Source organism: Nostoc sp. LEGE 06077 (assembly GCF_015207705.1).
Lineage (GTDB): Bacteria > Cyanobacteriota > Cyanobacteriia > Cyanobacteriales > Nostocaceae > Nostoc_B.
Map to the genome: position 1 here is coordinate 139,280 of NZ_JADEWI010000009.1, position 25,904 is coordinate 165,183.

Genomic DNA, 25,904 nt, shown 5'->3' on the forward strand with positions numbered 1-25,904 from the left:
AATCCCCATAAGCAGTCTGGGGCTTGTATTCTTTTTTTGGTCGTAAGGATGATTGACTCTTGATTAATTATCCGCTGATGTATCCATTGCTTCGGTGCTGGTGACTAGGGTAGATTGACCTGTACGTTCTCGCCACCAAGCAAGGAGAGTACTGGCAATAAAAATGCTGGAATATGCTCCCATTGTGAAACCAATAATTAAGGCTAGAGAAAAATTTCTCAGTGTTTCTCCACCAAAGAAAAAGATAGCGGATAAGGTTAACAATACAGTTAAAGTTGTATTGATTGACCTAGCTAAAGTTTGATTGACTGCATCATCGACAATTTCTGCAATTGGGCGGTCGGGATGGATTTTGATGGTTTCCCGGATGCGATCGTAAATAACTACAGTATCGTTGACAGAGAAACCTGTAATGGTCAGTAAGGCGACAATGAAGAGGCTATCAGCTTCAATACCAGCAACTAAACCCAAAATTGAGAAAGCACCTACCGTAATCAAGATATCGTGAAACAGGGCGACGATCGCAAAAATCGCATAGTCCAGTTGAAAACGCACACTCATGTAGAGCGTAATACCCACGAAAGAAATTACTAGGGCTAAAATCCCTGAGCGAAATAATTCTGCACCTAAAGTTGGGCCGACAGAATCAATTTGATTTTTTTGGGGGTCGAAAGCACCAATTTTTTCGCTTAAAGTTTTTTGTAATTGAGTGCGTTGGTCTACACTTAAATCTTTTGAGCGAATTAAGATGCCATTTTCGCCCACAATTTGAATGCTGCTATCACCGATACCTTGGCTTTTAGCAACTTCCCGGACGCTTGTGATATCAATTGGTTTGTCGCAGTTCCCTGGTTTTGTACAATCGCGTTCAAATTGTAACCGTGTACCACCAACAAAATCTAAACTTGGACGTAGAGGGGCGCGAATTGCTGGATTATTCCACGAAATTGCCATCGAAATGATGCCACTGAGGATAATAATCAGAGAAATAATCCACCACAGCGATCGCGATTTATTAACACTCAGTTTCATTTAGCCACCTCAGCCTTATTTGACACCGGTACGTTAGGACAGTAAAGTTCAGGTTTCCGCAAACTAGGCAGGGAAATTGCCAAAAATAAGAATGTCCGACTACAGGTAATTGCCGTAAACATACTTACTGCTACCCCCAAAGCTAAGGTTAAGGCAAAACCTTTGACTAAACCAGACCCCAACCAAAATAAGGCAGCACAAGCTATCCAAGTAGTCACATTACTGTCTAAGATGCTGGAAAAAGCTCGGTAAAAACCTGATTCTACAGAACGGTATAAAGATTTACCCGCTTTTAATTCTTCCCTTGTGCGTTCAAAAATTAACACGTTGGCATCTACAGCCATACCAATACTGAGGATAAAACCAGCAATTCCTGGCAGAGTTAGGGTAACACCCAACAGTGCAAAACAAGCCCAAGTCAGCAGTGAGTAAATTACCAAGGATAAGTCAGCAATTAGCCCTGGTAGGCGATAATACACCACCATAAAAACTAACACCAAAGCCAAACCACCAATCCCGGCGTAGATACTGCTTTGAATGCTATCTTTACCTAAAGTTGCGCCGACAGTGCGTCTCTCTGCTATTTCTACGGGTACAGGTAATGCACCACCCCTCAGTTGTACACCTAAATCATTGGCTTGTTGGGCGGTAAATCTGCCTGTAATTATTGCTGCACCACCAGTAATCCCAGCAGCAGCAAACTCTGGCCCGACTACTGGCGCACTAATGAGTTCATTATCGAGAAAAATTCCAATACTGCGACCTGTACCCGCGAGATTTTTGGTAATTTCGGCGAAGAGTTCACCACCTTTTTGATCAAAGCGAATGGCTACATTCCAATTATTACCTTGAGTTGGTTCACCGTAGGCATCTTTGAGGTATTTACCATCAAGTGGCGGCTTGGTGCTATCGAACAACTCTAGGATTGCTTGATTATTTTTTTGTAATTCTTCTTGATTTTTGGTAATTGCAGCTTGATCTTTGCTGCTGCGTAATTCTTCTTGCTTGGCTTTTAGTTCGGCTCTGGAGGACTGGAACGCAAACACTTGAGTCTCTGTACCTGGCTTTTGTTGACGAAATTCTAACTGAGCCGTACCACCTAGGACTCGTTCTGCTTGTTCGGGATCATTTACCCCTGGTAGCTGGACAAGAACTTTATCTGTACCGACTGTTTGAATGATTGGTTCCGAAACACCAAGGCCGTTAATTCTCCCTTCAACAACTTTTTTGACGGCTTCTAATTCACGTTCAGTAATTTTGGGGATTTCTGCTGTTGGCTTCACCTGAATTGTCAGCTGGGAACCTCCGCGCAAATCCAATCCCAAAGGCACAGGAATTTTCACAATCGCCACAACAGCGGCGATGATCAGGACAAAAATTAAAGCTAATAGCGATCGCTGTCTTTGCATACCATAACTCGCAACTGACAAACGCTATAATAGCGTTCTTTGATTGAGTTACGGCAGGTAACAGGGAATAGGAAATAGGGAAGAGGTAACAGGGAACAGGGTTGAAAGTCCCTAGGGATAAGGAAAGTATGAAGAATGAATTTCACACTTCATACTTCACACTTCATACTTTGTTAGACTCGCAAAGCCACCATTTTCTGCACAGCTTCGACGATTTGCTCTGGCTGAACAATGGTGAGACGCTCTAAAGTACCGTTGTAAGGCGTGGGAATATCTTGAGAAGATAGACGCAACACGGGTGCATCTAATTCATCAAATAAGCGATCATTAATTGAGGCGGTTAATTCTGCACCAATACCCCCAGTCCGCATACACTCTTCCACCACAATCACGCGATGGGTTTTGCGGATAGATGCACCGATGGTATCAAAATCTAGGGGTTTGAGAGATATTAAATCAATTACTTCGGGGTCGTAACCTTGTTTTTCTAAAGGTTTCACGGCTTGCATCACATGATGACGCATCCGAGAGTAAGTCAAAATTGTGACATCTTTACCTTGACGCACCACTTCTGCTTTATCCAAGGGCAGGAGGTATTCTTCTTCTGGTAAATTTTCTTTTAAGTTATACAGCAGTACGTGTTCAAAGAACAGGACTGGATTATCATCGCGGATGGCTGCTTTTAGTAGGCCTTTGGCATTGTAGGGTGTGGAACAGGCAACAATTTTTAACCCTGGTACAGCTTGGAAGTAAGCTTCGAGACGTTGGGAATGTTCTGCACCTAATTGTCTACCTACACCACCAGGGCCACGAATCACCATTGGAATTTTAAAGTTACCGCCAGAAGTATAGCGCAGCATCCCGGCGTTGTTGGAGATTTGGTTGAAGGCTAAGAGCAAAAAGCCCATGTTCATACCTTCAATTATCGGTCGCAACCCAGTCATGGCCGCCCCTACTGCTATACCAGTAAAGCTGTTTTCGGCGATGGGAGTGTCTAAAACCCTCAAGTCACCATACTTTTTGTATAAGTCTTTGGTGACTTTATAGGAACCGCCATAGTGTCCTACGTCTTCACCAAGCACAAATACACTGGAATCACGCGCCATTTCTTCGTCAATGGCTTCCCGCAGAGCGTTGAAAAATAATGTTTCTGCCATTTAAACCTTTAGTTACGACTGTTGTTTTAGAATCTTATCGCGCTGCCGGGGCAAATACGGTGAGCGATCGCACTACTTGGAGATGAGTTTTGGAAATATTAGTAAATCTACTGAATCTAACACCCAATAATGTTTATTTAGTATATACATAACTTATCCCCATAGCCGTCTGATTTAATTCTTGAAAAAATCTCAGTATGTGTAGTGGTATGTCAAAAATCAAATATGAGTCCTAATACTATAACGATTATCTGCGATAGTTATGATGAATAGACTAAGAACTGTTAGAGTAATAATCCTCTCTTTGTGTGCGCTGATTTCTTTGATGATATCTGGATATATAGCCTATCGCATTTATCAAGAAACATTAAGACAGCGTAATGCTTCGGACATAGTTAATACAGAAACTAATACAGATATTCAAGTCAAAATAAACTTAGGTTCCTTTGAACCAATCAAAGGTACACCTTATTTGATGGCGGCTGTTAGTTCCCAACAAATTTATCGTCAGTCTTACTACGAAAAAGAAGCTTCCAGCACCCGAAATTTTTTATTTTTTCATGTTAACGATAAGTCATCTTGGAAGTTAATTCCCAATAATAACTTTTTGTTTTTACGCCATGAAAAACTGAGTCTCTCAACACCTCCGGGAGATGTCCCTAAAAACGTGGGTGGGTTGTGGTATGAAGTAGTGAAGGCTGACAGCGATGGTGACAAACGCTTGACAGAAAGCGATCGCAAAACCATAGCATTTTCTGATATTTCAGGCAAAAATTACACTGAAATTATCGCGCAAGTAGACAAAGTTTTGGGAACGCATCAACTTAATGACTCCACTTTACTATTTTTTTACACATCAGGCGCAGAACATTTCGTTACCGAGATCAATATTCCTGCTCGTCAAGCTGTGGTAACGCGACAACTACCACCGTTAGAGTGACAAGTGCTGATTAATGTAGCGGGGCGTTCAGCCTTACTATCAGGGTTTCTTCATTTCATACTTCATACTTCTTTATTAGCTGCAAACTGGCGAATCCGTCACCTGAGCTACCTGATTTTCAGGAAAGCGTTTTGGTCTTCCGGGTTTACGTTTATGGCGTTGATTGATAGATTTCTCGCTGGCGGCTGCCAATTCTTCTGGGGTACATTGGAACAAACGTAAAGCCTCTAGATATTTTTTGGGTGTCATTGTTGGTTCAGTACGCCCAGCTTCCCAGTTACGCACACTGGTTTCACTGATTGCAAGCCTGAAGGCTACCTCTGCACGGCTAAGTCCAGCACGCTCTCTCAGGACTTGCATATCCATTGTTTCATGCTCCTCTTAAAAATAATTTTGAATCTATTTATTAAATCGATTGGCGTTTAAGCCAATTGCAAAGAATTGAATTTATTAACTATCTTATTTTATAAGCGATCGCTTAAGCCTCTAGCAAACGAGGTATAACATTCATAATATAGAGTTTAAATATACAAGGAATCTCAGCCTGAAGTGGAGATAGACAAATTTGCATCGCTTCGTTTAAAAATAATAACCTGATCACCGACAATTGGATTTCGGGCGATTAATTTATCTTGAGAATCAACAATTTCTAAATGACTAAAATTTAGTTCTTGAGAACGTTGTAATATTTCTGATGCCAGTTTGTCTTGTTGAGATTCTTTAAGAGTATACCAATCGTTATTAATTTTAATAATGAGATTGCTAGTGCGAAAATTAGCTTGAATTGACTGTATCAGACCAGAAGCGACGCGATCGCTAATTTCGGCTACTTGATTCTCGATAGCCGCAATCAAAATTTGTTCTGGTGTTAATTCTACTGCGGGTGTTGGCTTTGGTTCTGGTGTCGGTGTTACTTCCGGTTCTGGTGTCGGTGTTACTTCCGGTTCCGGTGTGGGTGTGGGAGTTACTTCCGGTTCTGATGTAATTTCTGCTGGTGGTTGAGGTTCGGTTACAGTTGACTCTGGTGGAATAACCGTTGGCGTAGGTACAGGAACTTCCTCAACTGGGGGAATTGTGGCTATCTCCGTCGGTTTACTTGTAAAGACACTAGAAGTTGTCCAAACTAGAGCAACCGTAATTCCAGCAATAATTCCTGTCAAAGCTGTATCTGACAACTTCCTAGAGAAATTTGCTGGTAAGAAAGAGCGAATTCCCGCCAATAGTCTACGCCAGATTAGCTGTAACTGCTGCCAAACACCAGAAGTTCCGCCTGTTACAGATGACTCAGCCTCCAGTTTTACCACGGCTGTTTCTAAAACCCCAATTGTCTCCCGCAGAATTCGGATAATAGCCGCCTTCCATATAGGTGGCTCTCTCTGGTAGGGTTCTTGAGGAGAAGGGGGTTGGGAATTCTGATTGTCTTGTGACATGAAACTTTCACCAAAAGCAGTACATGAGACTACTGCTGTCTCTTCTGCCCTAATGTATCACTTCATTGCTCCTGGCTTCGGCTAAACTGACTATTTATTGAATTGGGTGAGTTATGAACTGGAAACGCCGTCAATTTTTATTCTTAGGTAGCCTGGGAGCTATTGGTACAGGAATTCTTGGCTGGACTTTCGTGCGGCAAAATAGCGACACTGATGATTCCATCGCCATAGCCGGTAAACCAGCAAAAAAAGACTTAATATTGCGTTTTGTTTCTGTGGCAGATACGGGGACTGGTGCCAAAGGACAGTATGCTGTAGCTGAAGCCATGAATTTTTATCACAAGCAAAATCCATATAATTTAGTTGTTTTAGCTGGCGATAATATTTACAACAACGGCGAAATTGAAAAAATCGGTGCAGTTTTTGAACAACCTTATCAACCTTTACTCAAAAAAGGTGTCAAGTTTCAAGCTTGTTTAGGTAATCACGATATTCGGACAGTTAACGGTGAACCCCAACTTAAATATCCTGGCTTTAATATGCAGGGAAAACGGTACTATACATTTCGCAGTAATCAAGTGCAGTTTTTTGCTTTAGATACTAACAGTAATGCTGATTGGAAAAAACAACTACCTTGGTTAGAGCTAGAATTAAGCCGCAGTGATGCACCCTGGAAAGTTGTATTTGGTCATCATCCAATTTACGCCTCTGGTGTTTATGGTAGTAACCCAGCTTTTATTCAAGCTTTTACGCCTTTGTTTGAAAAATACGGTGTGCAACTTTATATAAATGGTCATGAACACCACTATGAACGCACCAAATCTATTAATGGCACAACTTATTTAGTTACTGGCGGTGGTGCTGGGACTCGTCCTGTAGGTCGTTCTGAATGGACAGCATATTCGGCTTCTAATTTGAGTTTTGCGGCTTATGAAGTGTATCCAGATAGAATAGAAGTTAAGGCTATTGGTACTGATAAGCGCGTTTTTGATCAGGGTATAATTCAGGTTAAAAGTGTTTAATTAATTTGGTAAAAGTTTCGCGCATTCGTAGCCAGGTGTTAGGCACAAAGTCGCAAAGTTAAAGGTGGGTAATACCCACCAAATCAATTAAGTTATTTCTTAGTTTTGTAGCTCTTTTCCTTTTGGAGGATAGAGTGCAGCCATATTAGATTTTAAATAAAATGGTACATTGGCACCTTGAATATTTACTTGTTTTGTGGCAGATGTATCTAAATATTTTGAATTATTCAAATCCTGAGTTATTTCTTGGTTATCAGTAATATTGATTGAAGAATTCACGGGATTTTCTGAGTCTAATTTTGCAGCCATAAATTGGCTCTGCTCTTTCATTAAACGGCTGTAAGTTCTTTGCGGAATAAAGTGGAGTGGATTGTAACCAACAAAACGCAAAATTAAAACACAAGCCCAAGAATATCTACCATCACTAATAGCTTCGATTACTTGATCTAACTGTTCATGAGTAATTATGCTATGAAAGTTTTTTTGAGAGGAAGGCATCTGGTAGTTCATGGCTAACCCTGTAATGGTACTTAACTAAAAGTTAATCAGGAGATTCTGTCTGGATGTTTGAATTTTTCTGAGTTACTGGAAATTCAGATTGAAAAGCCAGAACTCATATCAGAATTTTGCCTAATGAATAGTTACCTAATACACAGAATACTCTTTAATTTATTGTAATTTTAGCCAAATTGGCATTTCTTAGAGACAAACTAAAATATCTGAGTGTGAAAAGTCAACAGATTGCGAACGGGTAATTTTTCCCCCCTATCTAATGAAATAAATAATATTTTCGCTAAAGTTTGAGCGATCGCAGTATTTTGTCTTGGTTTTTCTGCCTAATTTAGTTAACAAACAAGTTTTATTACTTGAGACTTGAATTTAGGTTAGATGATTCATACCAGAGTTAGAAGACAAAGGCTGAAATGCTCATCTATCATAAAAAATGTAAAAAGGGAAATATACCTCTAACACCCTACAAAAAAATTGCCATTGTTGAGGAGCAAAAATGAGGTTGTGACCTAATAGAGTGGTGGAATTCGTTATGAATGAACTGCTACAAGCTGTGCTGAATAGTGATGAAAAATCTGTTTTACAAGAATTGATATTTTCATTAACTGGTTCAGGTAAACAATACTTCCTGAGAAATGAAATTCTGCAAGTGTTTGCAGATTATTGCCATAACTCCCAAAAGCCTGCTTATTTTTACTACTCTTCTTCGATTGGGAAACTGATTCACTATACCCATGAAATAATTTTGTCAGAGGAAAATACATGGGTTGTGATCCGTCCCAAGATTGCTAGTCAAGAAGTTTGGCGGTTGAATGCTGACTTGAGTGAGTGCGAGTTAATGTCACCCCAGGCTTATTTAGATGTGAGCGATCGCTTAGTTAATCGCTACCAACCCCATATCCTGGAAATCGACCTCGGCCCATTTTACGAAGATTCCCCTTCCGTCGATGACCCTAGAAATATTGGTCAAGGTCTAGCCTTTCTCAACCATTACCTGTGTGATCAATTGGTAAATGATCCGCAACATTGGTTAGAGGTATTGTTTCAAGCATTGCGGCGAGTGCAATATGATGGGAGACGCTTGTTAATTGGCGATCGCATTTCTTCAGGTAGGGAATTCGCCAAACAAATCAAGGAAGCAATCAAGTTTCTCAGCGAAAGACCAGCTGATGAACCCTACGAGAAATTTCACTTTCACCTCCAAAACCTGGGTTTAGAACCAGGATGGGGAAACACAGCAGCGCGAGTCAGTGAAACTCTATCATTACTTGATCGGCTGATTGATACCCCCCAACCTGCCATTTTAGAAGCATTTGTGGCGCGTGTTCCTGTGGTTTTTCGCGTCGTCTTGATATCTATTCACGGTTGGGTAGGACAACAAGATGTCATGGGACGCGATGAAACATTAGGTCAAGTGATCTATGTTCTGGAACAAGCACGTAGCTTAGAAAACAAACTCCGCCAAGAAATCGCACTTGCTGGACTTGATGTATTTGGTATTCAACCCCATGTAATCATTCTGACTCGACTGATTCCCAACTGTGAAGGGACATCTTGCGGACTCAAGCTAGAGAAAGTCGAAGATACAGAAAATGCTTGGATTTTAAGAGTTCCTTTTGAGGAATTTAATCCAGAGATTACGAATAATTGGATTTCTAAATTTGAGATTTGGCCTTATTTAGAAAGTTTTACCAATGATGCAGAAAAAGAACTGCTCGCTGTATTTAAAGGTCGTCCTAATTTAATCATTGGTAATTACAGTGATGGTAATTTAGTCGCCTCACTTTTATCTCACCGTCTCAAAGTTACCCAATGTAATATTGCTCATTCCTTAGAAAAGCCGAAATATCTTTTTAGTAACTTATATTGGCATAACCTAGAAGACCAATACCATTTTTCGGCACAATTTACGGCTGATTTAATTAGTATGAATGCTGCCGATTTTATTCTTACTTCTTCTTACCAAGAAATTGTCGGTACACCCGACGGTATGGGGCAGTATGAGTCTTATAAATGTTTTACGATGCCGGAGCTTTATCATGTAGTCAATGGCATTGATTTATTCAGCCATAAATTTAACTTAGTTCCGCCAGGAGTCAATCAAAAAATCTTCTTTCCCTACACCCAAAAAGAAGATAGAGATTTTCATCAAAGTCAACAGGTTGAAGACTTAATATTTAACCGTCAAGATTCGCAAATTTTAGGTAGTTTAACAGAGCCAAACAAGCTACCTATCTTTGCTGTAGCCACCCTATCATCAATTAAAAATCTGACTGGATTAGTCGAATGTTTTGCCCAAAGTGAAGAATTACAAAAGCGGTGTAATTTAATTATCTTAACCAGTAAATTGCATCCAACAGAAGCGGCCAATCCAGAAGAAGCAGCAGAAATTCAACGGCTACATGACATTATTAATCAGCATCATCTTCACAATCATCTTCGCTGGTTGGGAATGCGTCTGACTGGTGTTGATATAGGCGAAGCCTATCGTGTAATAGCCGATCGCCAAGGAATTTATGTTCATTTTGCGCGGTTTGAGTCTTTTGGTAGAAGCATTTTAGAAGCGATGATTTCTGGTTTACCAACTTTTGCAACTCAATTTGGTGGTGCTTTAGAAATTATTGAAAATCGAGAAGATGGATTTATTATTAACCCGACTGATTTAGGAGGTACAGCACAGAAAATTATTAGCTTCCTCGATGAATGTGAACATCATCCGCACCATTGGCAAGAAGTTTCTGAGTGGATGAGCCAGCGAATTATTAATAAATATAATTGGTCATCACACACCAGTCAATTATTATTACTGGCAAAAATGTTTAGCTTCTGGAACTTTGTCGCGCCAGAAAACAATGAAGCACGCGATCGCTATATGGAAAGCTTATTCCATCTCATCTTTAAACCAAGAGCAGAAAAAATATTAGAACAACATAGACACCAGCAAAAATAATAGTAATTCCCAATCACACGAGGTATACACTTCCTAGCCTCTAGTGTCTAGCTTCTAGCCTCTAACCTCGCATTTGGAATTGAATCTAAACAATGGATACGAAAACTATTACTGATAATTTTATCTACACAGACTGGACGTTAACTGAAACCCAGTTTGACCCCGAACAAATACATTCTAGAGAAACTATTTTCACAATTGGCAACGGCTATTTAGGCACACGCGGCAGTTTTGAAAGAGACTATCCGCGTGAATTACCGGCTACTTTTATCCACGGTGTTTATGATGATGTGCCTGTAGTATATACAGAACTTGCCAACTGTCCCGATTGGCTACCAATGGTAGTAACTATTGATGGCGATCGCTTCCGCCTCAACGAAGGAGAAATTACTCATTATGAACGAGTGCTGGATGTGCGTCACGGACTCCTCAGCCGTTCTTTACGTTGGCGTACTCCCACTGGAAAAACTATAGATTTTGACTTTCAACGTTTCGCTAGTCTGGCAGATCCGCATATTTTGTGCCAACGCTGTCAGTTAACGCCGCTAGATTTTGACGGATTGATTGAAGTGCAAGGTAGTATCAACGGTTATCCTGAAAATCAAGGATTCAACCATTGGGTAGATTTAGACCAAGGTAAAACTGAACATGGTATTTGGTTGCATAGCCGGACTCGTGGTTCTCGAATTACGATTGGTATGGCAGCTAAGATGACCGTATCAGGAACAGAAGCATCTATCCAAGTTAATACTGCGCCTGGTTATCCTTCCTTAAATGCAACCTTTTTCGCTAAATCGCAGCAAACTGTGACAGTGGAAAAAATCGTCACAGTGTTTACCTCACGGGAAATTGAGACACCAGTCAAAGCAGCGCAAGATAAACTTGCTCAAATTTCCGACTACGAAACCCTCCGCAACGCGCATACTCAAGCTTGGGATGCAGTTTGGCAGCAGAGTGATATTTTGCTAGAAGGTGATAATACAGCGGCTTTTGCGATTCGCTACAATATTTTTCAACTGTTAATTGCTGCGCCTCGGTATGACGATAAGGTAAGTATTCCCGCCAAAACTCTTTCGGGGTTTGGCTATCGTGGTCATGTTTTTTGGGATACAGAAATTTTCATCCTGCCATTTTTTACATTTACCCAACCTGCGATCGCCCGTAACTTATTAACTTACCGCTACCACACTTTACCAGGAGCTAGACGCAAAGCCTTGCATTCTGGCTATAAAGGCGCAATGTACGCTTGGGAAAGTGCTGATACTGGCGATGAAGTCACACCAAGATGGTCGCTTCCTAATGATTTTTATGGCGAAGATGTGCGAATTTGGTGCCGCGATCGCGAAATTCATATTAGTGCAGATATTACCTACGCTGTTTGGTATTACTGGTTAGCTACAGGTGATGATGATTGGCTGCGTGATTGCGGTGCAGAAATTGTTTTAGATACCGCTATCTTTTGGGGAAGCAGAATTGAGTATAATTCAGAACAAGATTATTACGAAATTCGCGCAGTGATTGGAGCCGATGAATATCACGAATTGGTTCACAATAACACCTTCACCAACCGGATGGTGCAATGGCATTTAGAAAAAGCAATATTTATTGATGATTGGCTGCGACAAAACTTCCCCGAACGCGCAGCAGAATTAGCCAAGCAACTGCAAATTACAGCCGAAGTGCGATCGCATTGGCAAGATATCATAGATAAAATCTGGATTCCCTACAACCCCGAAACCGGACTCATTGAGCAGTTTGAGGGATTTTTTCAACTCCAAGATATTAACTTAGACGAATACGAACCGCGTCAGCGTTCCATCCAAGCAATTTTAGGCATTGAAGAAGGCAACAAGCGGCAAGTTTTGAAGCAGCCAGATGTATTGATGCTGCTGTATTTAATGCGGGAATCGGCGGATTTTCCCTACAACCCAAAATCCTTACAAGCAAATTGGGACTACTACGCACCACGCACCGATATTACCTACGGTTCATCCCTCGGCCCAGCAATTCACTCTATCCTAGCCTCCGATGTAGGTGAATCGGCCAGAGCCTATAAACGGTTTATGCAAGCAGCAATGGTTGATTTAGAAGACAGTCGCGGCAACACCAACGACGGAATTCACGGCGCTAGTGCTGGCGGTGTATGGCAAGCAGTAGTTTTTGGCTTTGGGGGAATTCAGTTAACAGAAAATGGCCCCGTAGCCAACCCGCATTTACCTTCTCACTGGAAGCGACTGAAATTTAAACTCCACTGGCGCGGGGAGTGGCATGAATTTGATTTGCAACCGCAACCGCAACAAAAAACAATGGAAAAATTTACCCAATCCCCAATCTCCGACATTCGTGGAGTGATTTTTGACCTTGATGGTGTACTAACAGATACAGCCGAATATCATTATCAAGCTTGGCAAAGGTTAGCGGATGAAGAAGGTATTCCTTTTAACCGTGCAGCCAATGAAGCCTTGCGGGGTGTATCTCGGCGGGAATCCTTAATGTTGATTATTGGCGATCGCAAGTATTCTGAAGCGCAAATCCAAGAAATGATGGAGCGTAAAAATGGTTACTATGTAGAACTGATTCATCATGTAACACCGAAAGATTTATTGCCAGGTGCGATCGCACTTTTGGACGAGTTACGCCAAGCTGGAATTAAAACCGCCATTGGTTCAGCCAGTAAAAATGCCCGTACTGTAGTTGAGTTATTGGGGATTGCTGATAAAGTAGATGCGATCGCAGATGGTTACAGTGTGCAAAAACCCAAACCCGCACCGGATTTATTTTTATACGCCGCCAAAGAACTCGGACTGCAACCACAACAATGTGTAGTCGTCGAAGATGCCGCCGCTGGGGTTGAAGCCGCTTTAGCCGGGGATATGTGGACTGTAGGACTAGGGCCAGTTGAACGCGTCGGCGCAGCCGATGTTGTATTACCCAGCCTCGGAGGGGTGAAATGGGCGGATATTCAAGCAAAGTTGAGTGAAAAAGTGCTGAGTTCTAAGTGCTGAGTTCTGAGTTCTGAGAATATATTTTTCCCATGCACCCCTGCCTCCTGCCTCCTGCCCCCTGCCTTCATTTAGAAACCAACTGCGCGTTTAACGCCTTCATAATGCGATCGCTGGCAAATTCTAAATGGGCTACTGTGTAAATATCTAATGCTGTGCCGAATTGTTGCAGCTTGGTGTTAATTGCTGTTTGCAACTGCCGCAATTCATACCAAGCCAGTGTTCGCCCATCTTCTAATTGATCATTTGTATTCAACACCATCTCTAGCAAAATATTCAGATGTTCTCGTTGCAAGGAACGGCGAATACTAGAAATTGCTGTCGGTTGTGCTGGGGTGAAAACTTCTGTCCAAATGCCTGTTTGCAGCGTGTCAAATAATTCTGGCATGGAAAGCGCTTGCCCAGGTTGAGATTTTAATTCTACATCTCGCAGACGATTTAAGCGATCGCTATCTAAGAGCGATCGTAATATGGCACTTTGGAAATAGAGAATGCGATCGTGAATGGGATAATCAAGCCGGCTGTGATGTATCGGACTACCCCAATGTTGCCAGCGCGACGGTGCAAGTTGATTTAGCAATTGGGGTGAGAAACTAAAAGCATCTTCCGCAAACACATACTCTTGGAGTTTCGTTAATGCTTGACGTTGTTGTAATAGCGAAACAGGTACAAAAGCCCAAGAATTATCATTACCAACATGAAGCCGCTGAAATGATTGCCCACCAATATACTGAGAAAGTAAGCTGGCATTGCGAAAATAGTATCTCAGCACTCTATTAAATAAACTGCGTAAGCTACTATAGCTTTCTCCCTTTGGTAAATAATCCTCATCCAGACGTTGCCACATCACGCGGGCGTTATCCATTTGCCATTGGGAATAAACCAGCACATCGCTACTCATATCCCAGAGATTTGCTAACGGGTTGATGTCGTGGGTATCTTCATCAGTTGCGTAAGATAATTCTGGTTGCGGCGATGCTAAAGCAATTTCTTCTAAAAAGTTTTTTTCCGCTTCCGGCGTGACTACCTCACCCGCTACATCAGGATTTTTTTTGTAACCGTATTCAATTGCCCATTCATCATAAGGGCCAATAACACTAGGAAAATACTCGCCTTGCTGCACTCCTTGGGGGGCAATATTCACAGGTAAATAATCCATCACCGAACCTGCCAAACCTTTGGTATGGGTGATTTCTGGGTTATTTAATTCTTGCGGCGTTAACATCGTGCTGCCATGAAAATTGTGTCGTAAACCGAGAGTATGTCCAACCTCATGGGCAATTACAGAACGCAAATATTGATGTACATACTCCTTCATCGTTTCGCTATTGGGTTTAGTATTTTGCAGCAGTGATAATGCTAAAGCCCCCATAGCAACTTGTTCTGTAGATTCTGCACCGTAGCAAATTTCAGTGTCTTGAAAGTGCTGAATGCTGTTAGCGGGCCGTTTAGCCCTTGCTGAGTGCTTAGTAGAAAATTCTATTCCTCCTGCCCCCTGCCTCCTGCCCTCTGCCCCCTGCCCCTCTGCCCCTCTGCTCCTCTGCTCCTCTGCTCTTCCTTGCTGACACATCGACGAAGCCTCTATCAGTGCATGATATTCTTGCTGAATTGAGCGCACCATATTGGCATCAACAATAATATCTGCGTCTAAGATTTCCCCAGTGAGTGGGTTAACCCGCATTGGCGCTCTAGCAAAACCAGCATCTAAAGAATTGAACCAGCGAATAGTGTTGTAGCGCACATCTGCGGGATGCCAATCAGCATCATCGGGCATTTGTCGCACTTCAATGGCATTTTGAAATCCAGCTTTGGCAAATGCTTGATTCCACATCAAAACGCCTTCCTGAATGGCATTTCTGTATATAGGTGGCACAGCATTTTCAATCCAAAATACAATCGGCTGTTTCGGTGGCGATAAAGGTGCGTTAGGTTCCAATGGTTCTAAATGCCAGCGATTAATGTAGCGGACAAATGGCTCTTGTATATTATCTTTAGAGAAATCTTGAAAAGCAGTAATAAAATATCCTACTCTATCATCAGCAGTTCTCGGAACATAACCGTTGCTTTCTTGCAATTGTGAAAAACTATAATGCACCTTCAGGCTAAGGGCGCGACTATCAGGTAAGGTGATGAGATTTGCTCCTTCTGGAGAAGAGAAACCATAAGTTGAATCAATCTCTACATTTTGCGGAAAACTATTAACCTCACCAAAATAAGATTTACTGCTTTCTAAGCGGTAATCTGCCTGTAACGAGTATTTTAATAAAGAAGTTAACCCCGGAAAGTCTTGCATAAGTAAGTCTTCCAGGTTAATTAAAATATTTTTACTACGTGGATCAATACTATCTATCCCTACAGCATAAAGCACTGAATCGCTAAATGAACGAGCCAGCGATCGCGCTTCTGCTTCCCCCGATTTTATCCGAAATTTGACATTTTGAATCACAAAATGCAAATTGTTATTCATGCGGCGAAAATAGAAGAGAAAATCAGCTAAAGGTAGCCCACTATAAATCCCACTTTCTCCAAGTCCAGATTCTAAAGTGACTGTGGCGAGGTAACTTTTATTTAACTGTTCTGGTTTGATTTCTAAATAAACTTTGCCGGATTCTTCATGACTATAAATAGTGAATAGTCCGGCTTGTTTAATTACCCCTTTAACTATTTCTCGGTATCGGCGCAGTCCTTCTTGTTGCGTTTCCCCAAAATTATTAGTAATAGCTAAGTTTTCAACTACTGGAATTGAGTTTAATTGCTGAACATCAGTTTTTATCAGTTGATTTGCACTTGCCCAACCATTATTTAGACAAAAACTATATAGCAATATTGTACAGATTGCTAATTTTGCGATCCAGTGTCTCATCCTTTAGCTTCTGATTTTGAAGTGGTGATTGTGTTGAGGAAAAACCGTGGATTAATACTTAGTGAGTCAGCATTTCTAAGACTTCTTCAATACTTAAGGTTGACTGATTGTGTAAATTCACTGTGGTTAGAAAAAGGATTGTTTTACCTAAAAAGATGAGAAGAGAAGTCTTGTGATTGGCAGTTAAGCCTTGCCAAGAATTTTTATTGTTCAAATGAAATTAATTGTATCTTAAGGTAGATGTTTTTTACATCTGGGGATATATGTTTTTTGAACTATATATTGTTATTCAGTTAGAAGAATGTATGTGTTGCTACAGTCCATAAACAACAAGATCCCCGACTTTTAAACAAAATCGGGGATTTAAGAGTTTTAATTATCTGTAGTGGCGTGACTAAATTAATTTATTGTATTGTATTAAATAAAATTAACCGCACAGGTAGAGGCGGTAGCTTGGAAAAATTTAGTTGTAAGATAACCCCCTGGCTGATGAAACCAGGAGTAGTTAACGCAATTGAATATACATTTACAATCGCTGGAGTAAATTTAAACCATGAGTATCAGTACCACAGGTATTAAACAAGCCATATTCAGTAGCCAACTGTTGCACTTGTTGTGATTCTGTCGGACTTGGTTTCCAGGGGTTGGGGTTATTATAAGCGTAGAAAGTTTCTACACCATCAATACCCTGTTCAGCCGCAGCCGCTATTAAATCAAAATGCGATCGCCTGTAACGCGCGGGATGCGCCAAAACTGCTAGTCCACCAGCTTCATGAATCGCCCCAATCACGTTGACTGCTTGATATTCTGTACCTGTAACAGCGCTTTTTTGCAAGTAAGGTTTAATACTAGAGTGATTTGCCTCAAAGGCGTAAGCTAAAATGTGAACCTCATTATCCAAGAGGTTAGCATTGATTTCTGTACCACTCCATAAATAAGGAATGTTACTGTGAGGATTTTTCCACTTCCAGTCTTCTAACCAAGCTTGCGCTGCTAAATAGCCACCAATATTATGATGGTCAGTAATGGCTAATCCTTCTAAGCCAATAGCGATCGCTTGTTCCATTAATGCACTAGGCTGTAACCTTCCGTCTGAATGAACGGTGTGCATGTGAAAATTAAATACTTTCGGACAGCTTTGGGCATCAATCTTCTGGAATACTTGTTTTAAAAGTTCGCAAGAAGTCGATGTCCGCGTACAATTCATAACCATAATACCCTCTGCACAAATATACGCAGTTATTCACACACCAAAACGCCACACCTATAGATAAGAAAGAACCAGCACCTATTATCAGTGCTAGTAGGTATTTAATTAGCTTACTCAGCTAAATTTTTCAATATGTTAAGACTACGTTAGCAAATCTCAATGATAATGGCCATGAGTATTTTCGATTGCTTTAATAAGCGCAAGTCAAAAATTTTTCTCAAATATTCAAGTAAATACTGATACAAATTTTTGGAATGAGCTTCTAGGGAATAGGTAATAGTATTGTTAATTCAACAATCAGAAATTTTTTGCAGTTACTCACTCAGAAGATTTCACTATACCACAAGTAAAAAAACCTCTCTTCCCTTTCCATAATAAACACGGGGAAATAGGGGTGTAGGGAACATCTTGTGCTTTTTTAAGAGCAGGGGAACTGACATCACACCACCCGCAACAAATGAAATAAACACGTTCTTACTTTTTATCCCTTACACCCGGTTTTCTCGAAAGTTCCCTACTTTCTACGTTTAACTAAACAATCCCTCTAGTGTACCTGCACCAGAAATTACCTCACCAATTGCAACAGCAGGAATATTTTGTGATGTAAAAAAGGAAATTGTTTGTTCTACTTGCTGAGGCGGTATTAACAGCACAAATCCAATCCCCATATTAAATGTATTAAACATTGCTTCATCGCTCACTGCACCGACTTCCGCTAACCATTGAAATGTTGCGGGAATTTGCCAACTTTTAGGATTAATTCTAATAGTTTGATTTTTACCTAAACATCTGGGTAAATTTTCTGGTAAACCGCCACCTGTAATATGCGCCATCCCATTAATTTCTATACCAGCTTGACGGGCGGCGAGAACTGGTTTGACATAAATGCGCGTTGGTTTGAGGAACGCTTCACCGATAGTTTCGCCACTTAACAAATCTGGAGTGTCGTCCCAAGAAAAACCGCCATCAGCGACAATCTTACGTACTAAGCTTAAACCATTACTGTGTACCCCAGCACTAGCTAGAGCGATCGCTATATCTCCCACTTGTATCTGAGAACTATCCAACATCTGGCTTTTTTCGACAATTCCCACGCAAAACCCAGCCAAGTCATATTCCCCAACTTGGTAAAAACCAGGCATTTCCGCAGTTTCTCCGCCTAATAAAGCACAACCAGCTAATTTACAACCAGTAGCTATCCCTGCCACTACCTGTGTTAACTGCTCTTTATCTAACTTACCCGTGGCGACATAATCTAAAAAAAACAGGGGTTCTGCACCAGATGTCAGCACGTCATTGACGCACATGGCGACTAAATCAATCCCTACAGTGTCGTGACGATTGAGAATTTGGGCAATTTTTAGCTTTGTACCTACACCATCTGTTCCCGAAACCAGTACAGGTTCCTTGTAACCCGTTGGTAGTTGAAAGCAACCGCCAAAACCACCTAATCCGCCGAGTACTTCTGGCCGAAAGGTGCTATGAACCAAATTACGAATTTGATCGACAAAGGCTCTACCAGCCTCAACATCAACCCCTGCATCCCGATAATCCATAAAAGTTAGTCAACTGAAGTATGAAGTGTGAAGTCTGAAGTATGAAATTTTATGCTTCCCAAAGGGGCTACATCCTTCAGCCTTCATCTGTTTCTGGTCAATAGACTATTGATATTACCGCATTAAAAGACCTCATCTTCTATACTTCGCCACCATTCACCTAAATTCATTAAATCTTGGTGAATGTCTGCTAACTCATTAGCGTAGGTATCTCCAGAAATTTTGTCTCGGCGTTCTTGTAATTTTTTCAGGCGTAGTTGTACTAATAGCCACGGTTTGGTGATGCTATCTGTGGCTTCGAGGTATTGTGCTAGTTGTTTGCTATCCATATATGTTTTGATTTTTATGTTTTTTTAGGCAAAAAGAATATTGACTGGCTTCACAGCAGACTCCCTATGTTCAAGATAGTTCAGAGGGGCGATCGCTACTACCGTGTTGGCAGAATCTTTAACTGAAGCAAAAACAGCCACGAATGTTGAGTCGTGACTGTTGGTAATATTTTGGATATCAAATTGCAGGGTGTAGGTGTGAAAAACCTTACACCCCTATACCCTTACACCTGATAGATATTATGCTTTAGCTAGATTTTCTGCAACAAAGTCCCAGTTGACTAACTGATCTAAGAAATTCTTGATGAATGCTGGGCGAGCATTGCGGAAATCAATGTAATACGCGTGTTCCCAAACGTCAAGGGTAAGCAGTGCTTTTTTGCCGTGGGCTAAAGGGTTTTCCGCGTTAGGTGTTTTAATTACTTTGAGAGTACCACCGTCATCAATTAACCAAGCCCAACCACTACCAAACTGAGTAGCAGCTGCATTTGAGAACTCTTCTTTAAATTTGTCGAAGCTACCAAAGTCTTTTTCAATTCTAGCTGCAACTTCACCACTGGGTGCGCCGCCACCGGATGGCTTCAAGCTATTCCAAAAGAAGGTGTGGTTCCAAACTTGAGCCGCATTATTGAAGATACCTGCTTTGGAGGAATCTTTAAAGGAGATTTGGATGACTTCTTCTAGAGATTTATCAGCAAGTTCTGTACCGTCAGTAAGCTTGTTGAGGTTATCAACATAAGCTTTGTGATGCTTGCCATAGTGATACTCGAAAGTCTCAGCTTTCATACCATACGGCTCTAAAGCATTAAAGTCAAAGGGTAAGGGGAGCTGTGTAAATGCCATTTTATGAAATCCTCTCTTTACTGTTTCCCGGCCGAAAGCTATTACTGAAGCTTAGAAAATTACAGGTTTTGTGTTTAGTAGTTTTGATGTCCTTGAATTCAGGAAACATAAAACTTAACATCGCCATTCTACTACCAAAGTGATGATGAAAACAAAAGACTTTTTTTATAAGTCAAATGCCGATGGCAGAAGAATTATAAATAAAAACAACTAATATTTGATTGCTAAAGTATTTTAGCGATTAGCAACTAGTAGCCTTGGGCTGAATTTATAATTTTTCATTACCTTTTTGCAAGGGTTCCAGTCATTTTTAATAGATGGTTTATTTCCCCAGGTTATACTAGCAGATTATTACCCCTTAAATCTTCTATCCCGCTTGATAGCTCAGACAGATATACCCCCCTGAGTTAGGGGGGAATGAAAAGAGGTATGCTTTGGCAATAAACTTTGGTTTTGACAACCAGAGTTGATAATCAACTTAATTATGGTAATTAATTATCCACACATCTATTTAGCGAATTCTTAACCTTGGATACTTCTACCTTAAGGAGTAGTGATAATAAATTTTACTATTCAGTCTTAAGCTAGATGAATAAATTTTCCCAGCCTATACAATATTATCTACTAAGCTAATTTAATTAATTAAAAGTCTTATTTGCAAGTGGTGGGTAAGTATGGAGTTACTCACCACTGTGTTGAAAATAAAAACTAAAAGCTAATCTCTATGATTACCATTGAGATAAGCGTTGATGGTAGTAATTAATGATTTGTGCAGCCACTTCAGAGATATTCATCCCATCCGTTTGAAGTTCCACTGCATCCGCAGCTTTTTGTAAGGGGGAAACTTTCCGATTGCTATCTTTCCAGTCGCGTTCGGCGATGTCCCGTTCTAGTTGTTCTAAACTAACTTCGGGTTGACCTTGTTTTTGAAAGTCTTGCTGACGACGACGGGCGCGTTCAGTGACAGAGGCGGTTAAAAAGATTTTTACTTCAGCATCGGGGAAGACATGGCTACCAATGTCTCGTCCTTCGGCGACTAAACCACCTTTTTTGCCCCAAATTTGTTGCTGTTTAACTAAGGCTTGACGCACAGCACTTTGGGCGGCGATCGCTGATACTTTAGATGTTACCTCAACAGTGCGAATTTCTTGGGTAATATCGACATCATCAATCCACACCCGCACGGGAGATTTTAAATCTGGGCTGGGAGTTAGTTCAATTTTACAGGTGTGAGCTAATTCGGCGATCGCACATTCATCATCTAACGCAATGCCTTTTTGCACTACTAGCCAAGTCATCGCTCGGTACATAGCACCCGTATCTAAATAAACTAGCCCTAGTTCCGCAGCTACTTGGCGTGCTACCGTAGACTTTCCGGCTCCAGCAGGCCCATCAATAGCGATGATGGGTTGGCGATCGCGCAAGATGATATTATCAATCAAACGTGTAGAACCAAGACGAGCTGCGATCGCCAGCATCCCTTCCTCCTCAATTATTTCTAATGACATTAACGTAGTCGGTTCAACCAATTCAATATATTCCACTAAAACAGTACTCACCCTAGCCACTTCTTGTTTTACAACTGCTATCAACTGGTTGCTGTGACGCACACCAGATTTAAAAGCAGCTTCAGCTTGTTTTAAACCCCGATATAAAACTGCCGCTTGCTCTTTTTCTGTCGCACTCAAATATTGATTGCGAGAACTAAAAGCTAAACCTGACTCTTCTCGGACTGTCGGACAAGCAACAATTTCTACTGGCAAATTTAAATCAGCCACTAGTCGTTTAATAATCGCCAGTTGCTGACCATCTTTTTGACCAAAGTATGCTCGGTCAGGCTGTACCAAGTTCAAAAGCTTGGTCACAATCGTCGCTACACCTTGAAAATGACCTAGCCGAGAACGGCCACACAAACCTGATATCATAGCAGATGGTGGTATGACTTGGGTAATCAAAGATTCTTGTATATTTTTCGCAGGTACTCCCATCACTTCCGGAGTAGGAGCAAAAATCGCGTCAACTCCCGCATCTTCACATAATTTTCGGTCTTGCTCTAAAGTTCGCGGATAACGTCCAAAATCTTCATTGGGGCCAAATTGCAGGGGATTGACGAAAATACTGACAATCACCGTCGAGTTTTCTTGCCTTGCTCGTTTCAGTAAGTTTAAATGACCTTGATGCAACCCCCCCATTGTCGGCACCAAACCGACTGCTGTCCGATCCCAACTGCTCATTTCATCTGCGATCAGATCTTCTGTAGCTTTCAGCTGGCTTTCCGAGCGAAGTTTATTTAAATAGCAGCGTAAAGCTGCGACTGTTGTCAGCAGGCGCACAAAATTCCCCTAGTTCTTCTAACCATCCCCCGTTAGTTTATATCTGAAATTGGGGAAAAGATGCGAGAACTAGGGGAATATAGAAATTAGGTAAATTTGCAGGATGAAGGATAGGTTTGAGATTGAGATTTAGCCTTGGTCATTAATTCGCGCCAAGCGCGTCTAGTCTAGGGAAAACACTACGCCGAACAGCCTAGGAAATTTTAGATTGGGAACTTGACAAGTTTGCTCAAGTCGCAAAATCCAAAATTGATTCACTTATCCTTTGAGAACGGCTACGCCGAACATCCTGCAAATTACCTAAAACTTATCGTCCCAACACTTCGATATGTACTGGCGCAACACCACTACCAATCATGCCGATAGTGCGTGCAGCAGCAGTAGATAAATCAATAACTCGACCCCGGATATACGGGCCGCGGTCATTAATTCGTACCACTACAGAACGGCCATTACGGGTGTTGGTGACACGAACTTTTGTCCCAAAGGGCAAACTGCGATGTGCAGCAGTCATATCTTCAGGGTTAAATCTCTGGCCACTAGCAGTCATGCTGCCTGAGCCATCATAGCCATAAAAGGATGCCATACCTCTGAAGGTAAGTCTGACATTACCAACGGCAATTTGTTGTGGCAGTCTTGGTAATGACAGTGGGGATCTCACTGGTAAGTTGGCAATATTATCAATAGGAGATGCGTTACCAATGAGTCTGCGTAGGCGGTTAGTTGCTTGTAATGCGTCTTGTGCCAAATTATTGGTGGTGTCTGCTAGGCGGGTATTTTCGTTGATTTCCACCAATTCTTGGTCTTTGATTTTGATTGTATAGCGATCGCTAGGCTGTTGCTGTGCAGCAGAGCTTTTATCTTTCCAACTGACCGTAATCTGCTTGGCATCAACGTTGTCTTGAATCAGCTGGTTGATTTTAGCTGCGATTACACTAGCTTTTTGAACAGGGTCATTTTCTAGTGAGCCGACTTGGTTTCCAGAACTTACTACATTGCCAGTACTTGCCACTTTAGTTGAGTTGTTAGCAATAAGGGCGTACGACTGCACGCCCCCTACTTCTCCCACAACACCTTGTTTTGCTTCCACACTCGCAGCTTGCTTAGAACTCACAAAAGTGAGTACTGGTATATTCCGGATGTACAGGGTTGCCGCTTGATGACCTCCAATACTGTGAGAATGAATGCTTGTAATCACAGCATCAGAATTCTGTTTCTCTGTACGGGATTGGTACTCACCTACCTTGACCACATCACCACTTGGTGATTTTTGGGAAACTGGATGAGCTTCCTTGGTGGTTTGAGTGGTAGTTTGAGTGCGACCCATTGAGGGTATCCCGGTAAGAGTCACAAACAAGGCGACAGTAGTCCACAAATGTCTTTGGTTCATGCGTCCAATTTTCAAGCGACTGTAGAACAGTAGTTTTTTTGATTAACGGAATTTAATGCCATAAAAAGCAAAAGTTTTCCTTAAAATCGAACTCGTTCCGCTTTCACTTTGTTTTTCATAACTGCAACAGACTAACACGAACTTTTGGACTTGGGGATCAGGGTTTTAGCGTAACCAAACCTCAATTTCGCAAATTTAAATCCCGATCAAAAGAGTGAAACCTTGTTCAAATGCGGATTTTAGGTGTGTAGCGTTTTTTTCGACTACGAACATTTTTCTTATTAAAACTTTACATTGTTCTCAGATTGGATTTTTGTGAAATCGACTCGATTTACCTGTTAGTTTCCTCAAAAAATTTGTATGTTGTAGAACATATAATTTTTGTAAATCATGGTTATAAGTTTTAAATATATTAAAGGAAAAAAATGGTTGTTAATACTGAATTAGGCTAGATTTATATAATTATCATAATGGACTGAATAGCACTCAGAGCAAGAGTTACAAGCAAATTTTTTTTTAAATTGGCGGTAATGATTGATGTTTAAAAAAACTTGTATAGTATATTGTTATATGGAAATATACTGAATTTTGCTAAAATAAAAGTTATTTATACAACTAGTGACATTAACGGTCATGGGCAAAAAAATTAGGTGCTTTTGTAACTAATATTTTTTACAATTAAAAGAAAAATAAGAATGAGAAAATTAAAAAACACCAGTGGACGTATATTCATGAATTTAGCAATGTAGCAAAAATTACAATGAGATTCGACTACTCAAAATAATTAATCATGTATGATTTTCGCAAATAAACTATCAGCTTCATGGCAAAACAAGCAAATTTAGGAGATTTAGAAATAGTTTCATCACCATTGTTATCTGTTCTCCAAGACTTGCACTCTAAGTACAAGTCTCTGCAAGAAGGTGCAGTCGCCAACTATATTCCAGAATTAGCCAAGGTAAACCCGGATTTATTTAGTATTTGTATCGTGACTGTGGATGGCCAAGTTTACGAAGTTGGAGATTACCAACAACTATTTACTATCCAGTCCATGTCGAAAGTATTTGCTTACGGACTAGCGCTAGAAGATCACGGGCGAGATTATGTGTTGACAAGAGTGGGAGTAGAACCAACAGGAGAAGCATTCAACTCCATTATTTTAGATGAGCGATCGAAGCGACCATATAACCCAATGGTAAACGCCGGAGCGATCGCCACCACCAGCTTAATTAAGGGAGATGGTGCAACAGAACGCCTCAACCGCGTTTTAGAAATGTTTCGCCGCTACACTGGTCATGATGTATTCGTCGATATGTCTGTATTTACTTCCGAACGCAGCACCGGACACCGCAACCGCGCAATGGCTCACCTGATGCTGAACTTTGGCATGATCGACCAAAATATTGAAGAAGCATTAGACCTTTATTTCAAGCAATGTGCCGTGATAGTGAATTGTCACGACTTAGCCGTGATGGCGGCGACATTGGCGAACAAAGGAATTAACCCCATCACAGGCGAACGAGCTGTAGACCATCAATATATAAAGGATATTCTCAGCGTTATGTACACCTGTGGAATGTACAACTTTGCTGGCGAATGGGCGTATACCGTTGGTATTCCGGCTAAAAGTGGCGTTTGTGGCGGAATTTTCGCAGTTGTCCCCAATCAAATAGGTATAGGAGTATTTTCGCCACCCTTAGATGTGCGCGGTAACAGCGTGCGCGGAGTTGAAGTGTGTCAAGCACTTTCCCAGCAGTTATGTCTACATCTATTTGAATGTGGCGGTAGCTCAAAAATAAAGAGTGAGGAGTAAATCACGAAAGATTGATATCCGTTTTACTCAATATTGAGTTGAGAGAAACTTGGATATGCTCAATACACAACCCATACACAGTCTCATCATCAATATTATTAAGTACAGCTTGCAA

Annotated in this window: 18 protein-coding genes; 5 read left to right on the forward strand and 13 right to left on the reverse strand. The window is 41.1% G+C overall.

The window, feature by feature from the left end:
- Nucleotides 1-63 precede the first annotated feature (63 nt).
- The 3 genes from secF to IQ244_RS09195 all read right to left on the reverse strand — a co-directional run bounded on the left by secF (nucleotide 64) and on the right by IQ244_RS09195 (nucleotide 3,598).
- Nucleotides 64-1,032 carry a protein translocase subunit SecF gene (gene secF, locus IQ244_RS09185; protein ID WP_193892476.1) on the reverse strand — a complete coding sequence of 323 codons (969 nt, stop codon included), beginning with the start codon at nucleotides 1,030-1,032 and terminating at the stop codon, nucleotides 64-66.
- Entirely contained in the window at nucleotides 1,029-2,441 is a 1,413-nt protein-coding gene (secD, locus tag IQ244_RS09190) for a protein translocase subunit SecD (RefSeq protein WP_193892614.1), read from the reverse strand. The genes secF and secD overlap by 4 nt, the downstream gene beginning before the upstream one ends.
- A 173-nt stretch (nucleotides 2,442-2,614) precedes the next feature.
- A complete protein-coding gene (locus IQ244_RS09195; protein ID WP_193892478.1) occupies nucleotides 2,615-3,598 on the reverse strand; it encodes an alpha-ketoacid dehydrogenase subunit beta in 984 nt (327 codons plus the stop codon).
- 325 nt (nucleotides 3,599-3,923) lie between these two features.
- Here IQ244_RS09195 and IQ244_RS09200 point away from each other — a divergent pair, with 325 nt between their 5' ends.
- Nucleotides 3,924-4,538 (forward strand): hypothetical protein, encoded by a 615-nt coding sequence (locus tag IQ244_RS09200; RefSeq protein ID WP_193892480.1) that lies wholly within the window; start codon nucleotides 3,924-3,926, stop codon nucleotides 4,536-4,538.
- A gap of 75 nt (nucleotides 4,539-4,613) precedes the next feature.
- Here the strand turns inward: IQ244_RS09200 and IQ244_RS09205 are convergent, their stop codons facing one another.
- Nucleotides 4,614-4,904, reverse strand: a complete 291-nt coding sequence (locus IQ244_RS09205; RefSeq protein WP_193892482.1) for a helix-turn-helix domain-containing protein — start codon at nucleotides 4,902-4,904, stop codon at nucleotides 4,614-4,616.
- A gap of 173 nt (nucleotides 4,905-5,077) precedes the next feature.
- Complete coding sequence (locus IQ244_RS09210) at nucleotides 5,078-5,968, reverse strand: hypothetical protein (protein ID WP_193892485.1); 891 nt, start codon at nucleotides 5,966-5,968, stop codon at nucleotides 5,078-5,080.
- Between the two features lie 113 nt (nucleotides 5,969-6,081).
- On the opposite strand from IQ244_RS09210, the gene IQ244_RS09215 reads away from it, so the two are divergent.
- The gene (locus IQ244_RS09215) at nucleotides 6,082-6,990 is read left to right on the forward strand and encodes a metallophosphoesterase family protein (RefSeq protein WP_193892488.1); all 909 of its coding nucleotides are present in this window, start codon (nucleotides 6,082-6,084) and stop codon (nucleotides 6,988-6,990) included.
- 99 nt (nucleotides 6,991-7,089) lie between these two features.
- Here IQ244_RS09215 and IQ244_RS09220 read toward each other — a convergent pair whose 3' ends face one another.
- Complete coding sequence (locus IQ244_RS09220; RefSeq protein ID WP_416209766.1) at nucleotides 7,090-7,488, reverse strand: HetP family heterocyst commitment protein; 399 nt, start codon at nucleotides 7,486-7,488, stop codon at nucleotides 7,090-7,092.
- 544 nt (nucleotides 7,489-8,032) lie between these two features.
- On the opposite strand from IQ244_RS09220, the gene IQ244_RS09225 reads away from it, so the two are divergent.
- Together IQ244_RS09225 and pgmB are read left to right on the forward strand one after the other, a co-directional pair.
- Entirely contained in the window at nucleotides 8,033-10,450 is a 2,418-nt protein-coding gene (locus IQ244_RS09225; RefSeq protein WP_193892492.1) for a sucrose synthase, read from the forward strand.
- Nucleotides 10,451-10,542: 92 nt separating this feature from the next.
- Nucleotides 10,543-13,455 carry a beta-phosphoglucomutase gene (gene pgmB / locus IQ244_RS09230; protein WP_193892494.1) on the forward strand — a complete coding sequence of 971 codons (2,913 nt, stop codon included), beginning with the start codon at nucleotides 10,543-10,545 and terminating at the stop codon, nucleotides 13,453-13,455.
- 64 nt (nucleotides 13,456-13,519) lie between these two features.
- On the opposite strand, the gene IQ244_RS09235 is transcribed toward pgmB, so the two are convergent.
- From IQ244_RS09235 to IQ244_RS09265, 7 genes are all read right to left on the reverse strand, one after another.
- Nucleotides 13,520-16,315, reverse strand: coding sequence for a zinc-dependent metalloprotease (locus IQ244_RS09235; RefSeq protein ID WP_193892496.1), 2,796 nt, complete (start codon nucleotides 16,313-16,315; stop codon nucleotides 13,520-13,522).
- A gap of 526 nt (nucleotides 16,316-16,841) precedes the next feature.
- Nucleotides 16,842-17,528, reverse strand: coding sequence for a PHP domain-containing protein (locus IQ244_RS09240; protein ID WP_193892498.1), 687 nt, complete (start codon nucleotides 17,526-17,528; stop codon nucleotides 16,842-16,844).
- Between the two features lie 524 nt (nucleotides 17,529-18,052).
- Nucleotides 18,053-19,081: a phosphoribosylformylglycinamidine cyclo-ligase gene (purM, locus tag IQ244_RS09245; RefSeq protein ID WP_193892500.1), complete on the reverse strand. Its 1,029-nt coding sequence runs from the start codon at nucleotides 19,079-19,081 to the stop codon at nucleotides 18,053-18,055.
- 122 nt (nucleotides 19,082-19,203) lie between these two features.
- Complete coding sequence (locus IQ244_RS09250; protein WP_193892502.1) at nucleotides 19,204-19,410, reverse strand: hypothetical protein; 207 nt, start codon at nucleotides 19,408-19,410, stop codon at nucleotides 19,204-19,206.
- A 240-nt stretch (nucleotides 19,411-19,650) separates the two neighbouring features.
- Nucleotides 19,651-20,253: a superoxide dismutase gene (locus IQ244_RS09255; RefSeq protein WP_193892505.1), complete on the reverse strand. Its 603-nt coding sequence runs from the start codon at nucleotides 20,251-20,253 to the stop codon at nucleotides 19,651-19,653.
- Nucleotides 20,254-20,981: 728 nt separating this feature from the next.
- Nucleotides 20,982-22,586, reverse strand: coding sequence for a bifunctional pantoate--beta-alanine ligase/(d)CMP kinase (locus IQ244_RS09260; protein ID WP_193892508.1), 1,605 nt, complete (start codon nucleotides 22,584-22,586; stop codon nucleotides 20,982-20,984).
- 307 nt (nucleotides 22,587-22,893) lie between these two features.
- A complete protein-coding gene (locus IQ244_RS09265; RefSeq protein ID WP_193892511.1) occupies nucleotides 22,894-23,976 on the reverse strand; it encodes a septal ring lytic transglycosylase RlpA family protein in 1,083 nt (360 codons plus the stop codon).
- An 823-nt stretch (nucleotides 23,977-24,799) separates the two neighbouring features.
- Here IQ244_RS09265 and glsA point away from each other — a divergent pair.
- The gene (gene glsA / locus IQ244_RS09270; protein ID WP_193892514.1) at nucleotides 24,800-25,789 is read left to right on the forward strand and encodes a glutaminase A; all 990 of its coding nucleotides are present in this window, start codon (nucleotides 24,800-24,802) and stop codon (nucleotides 25,787-25,789) included.
- Nucleotides 25,790-25,904 lie beyond the last annotated feature (115 nt).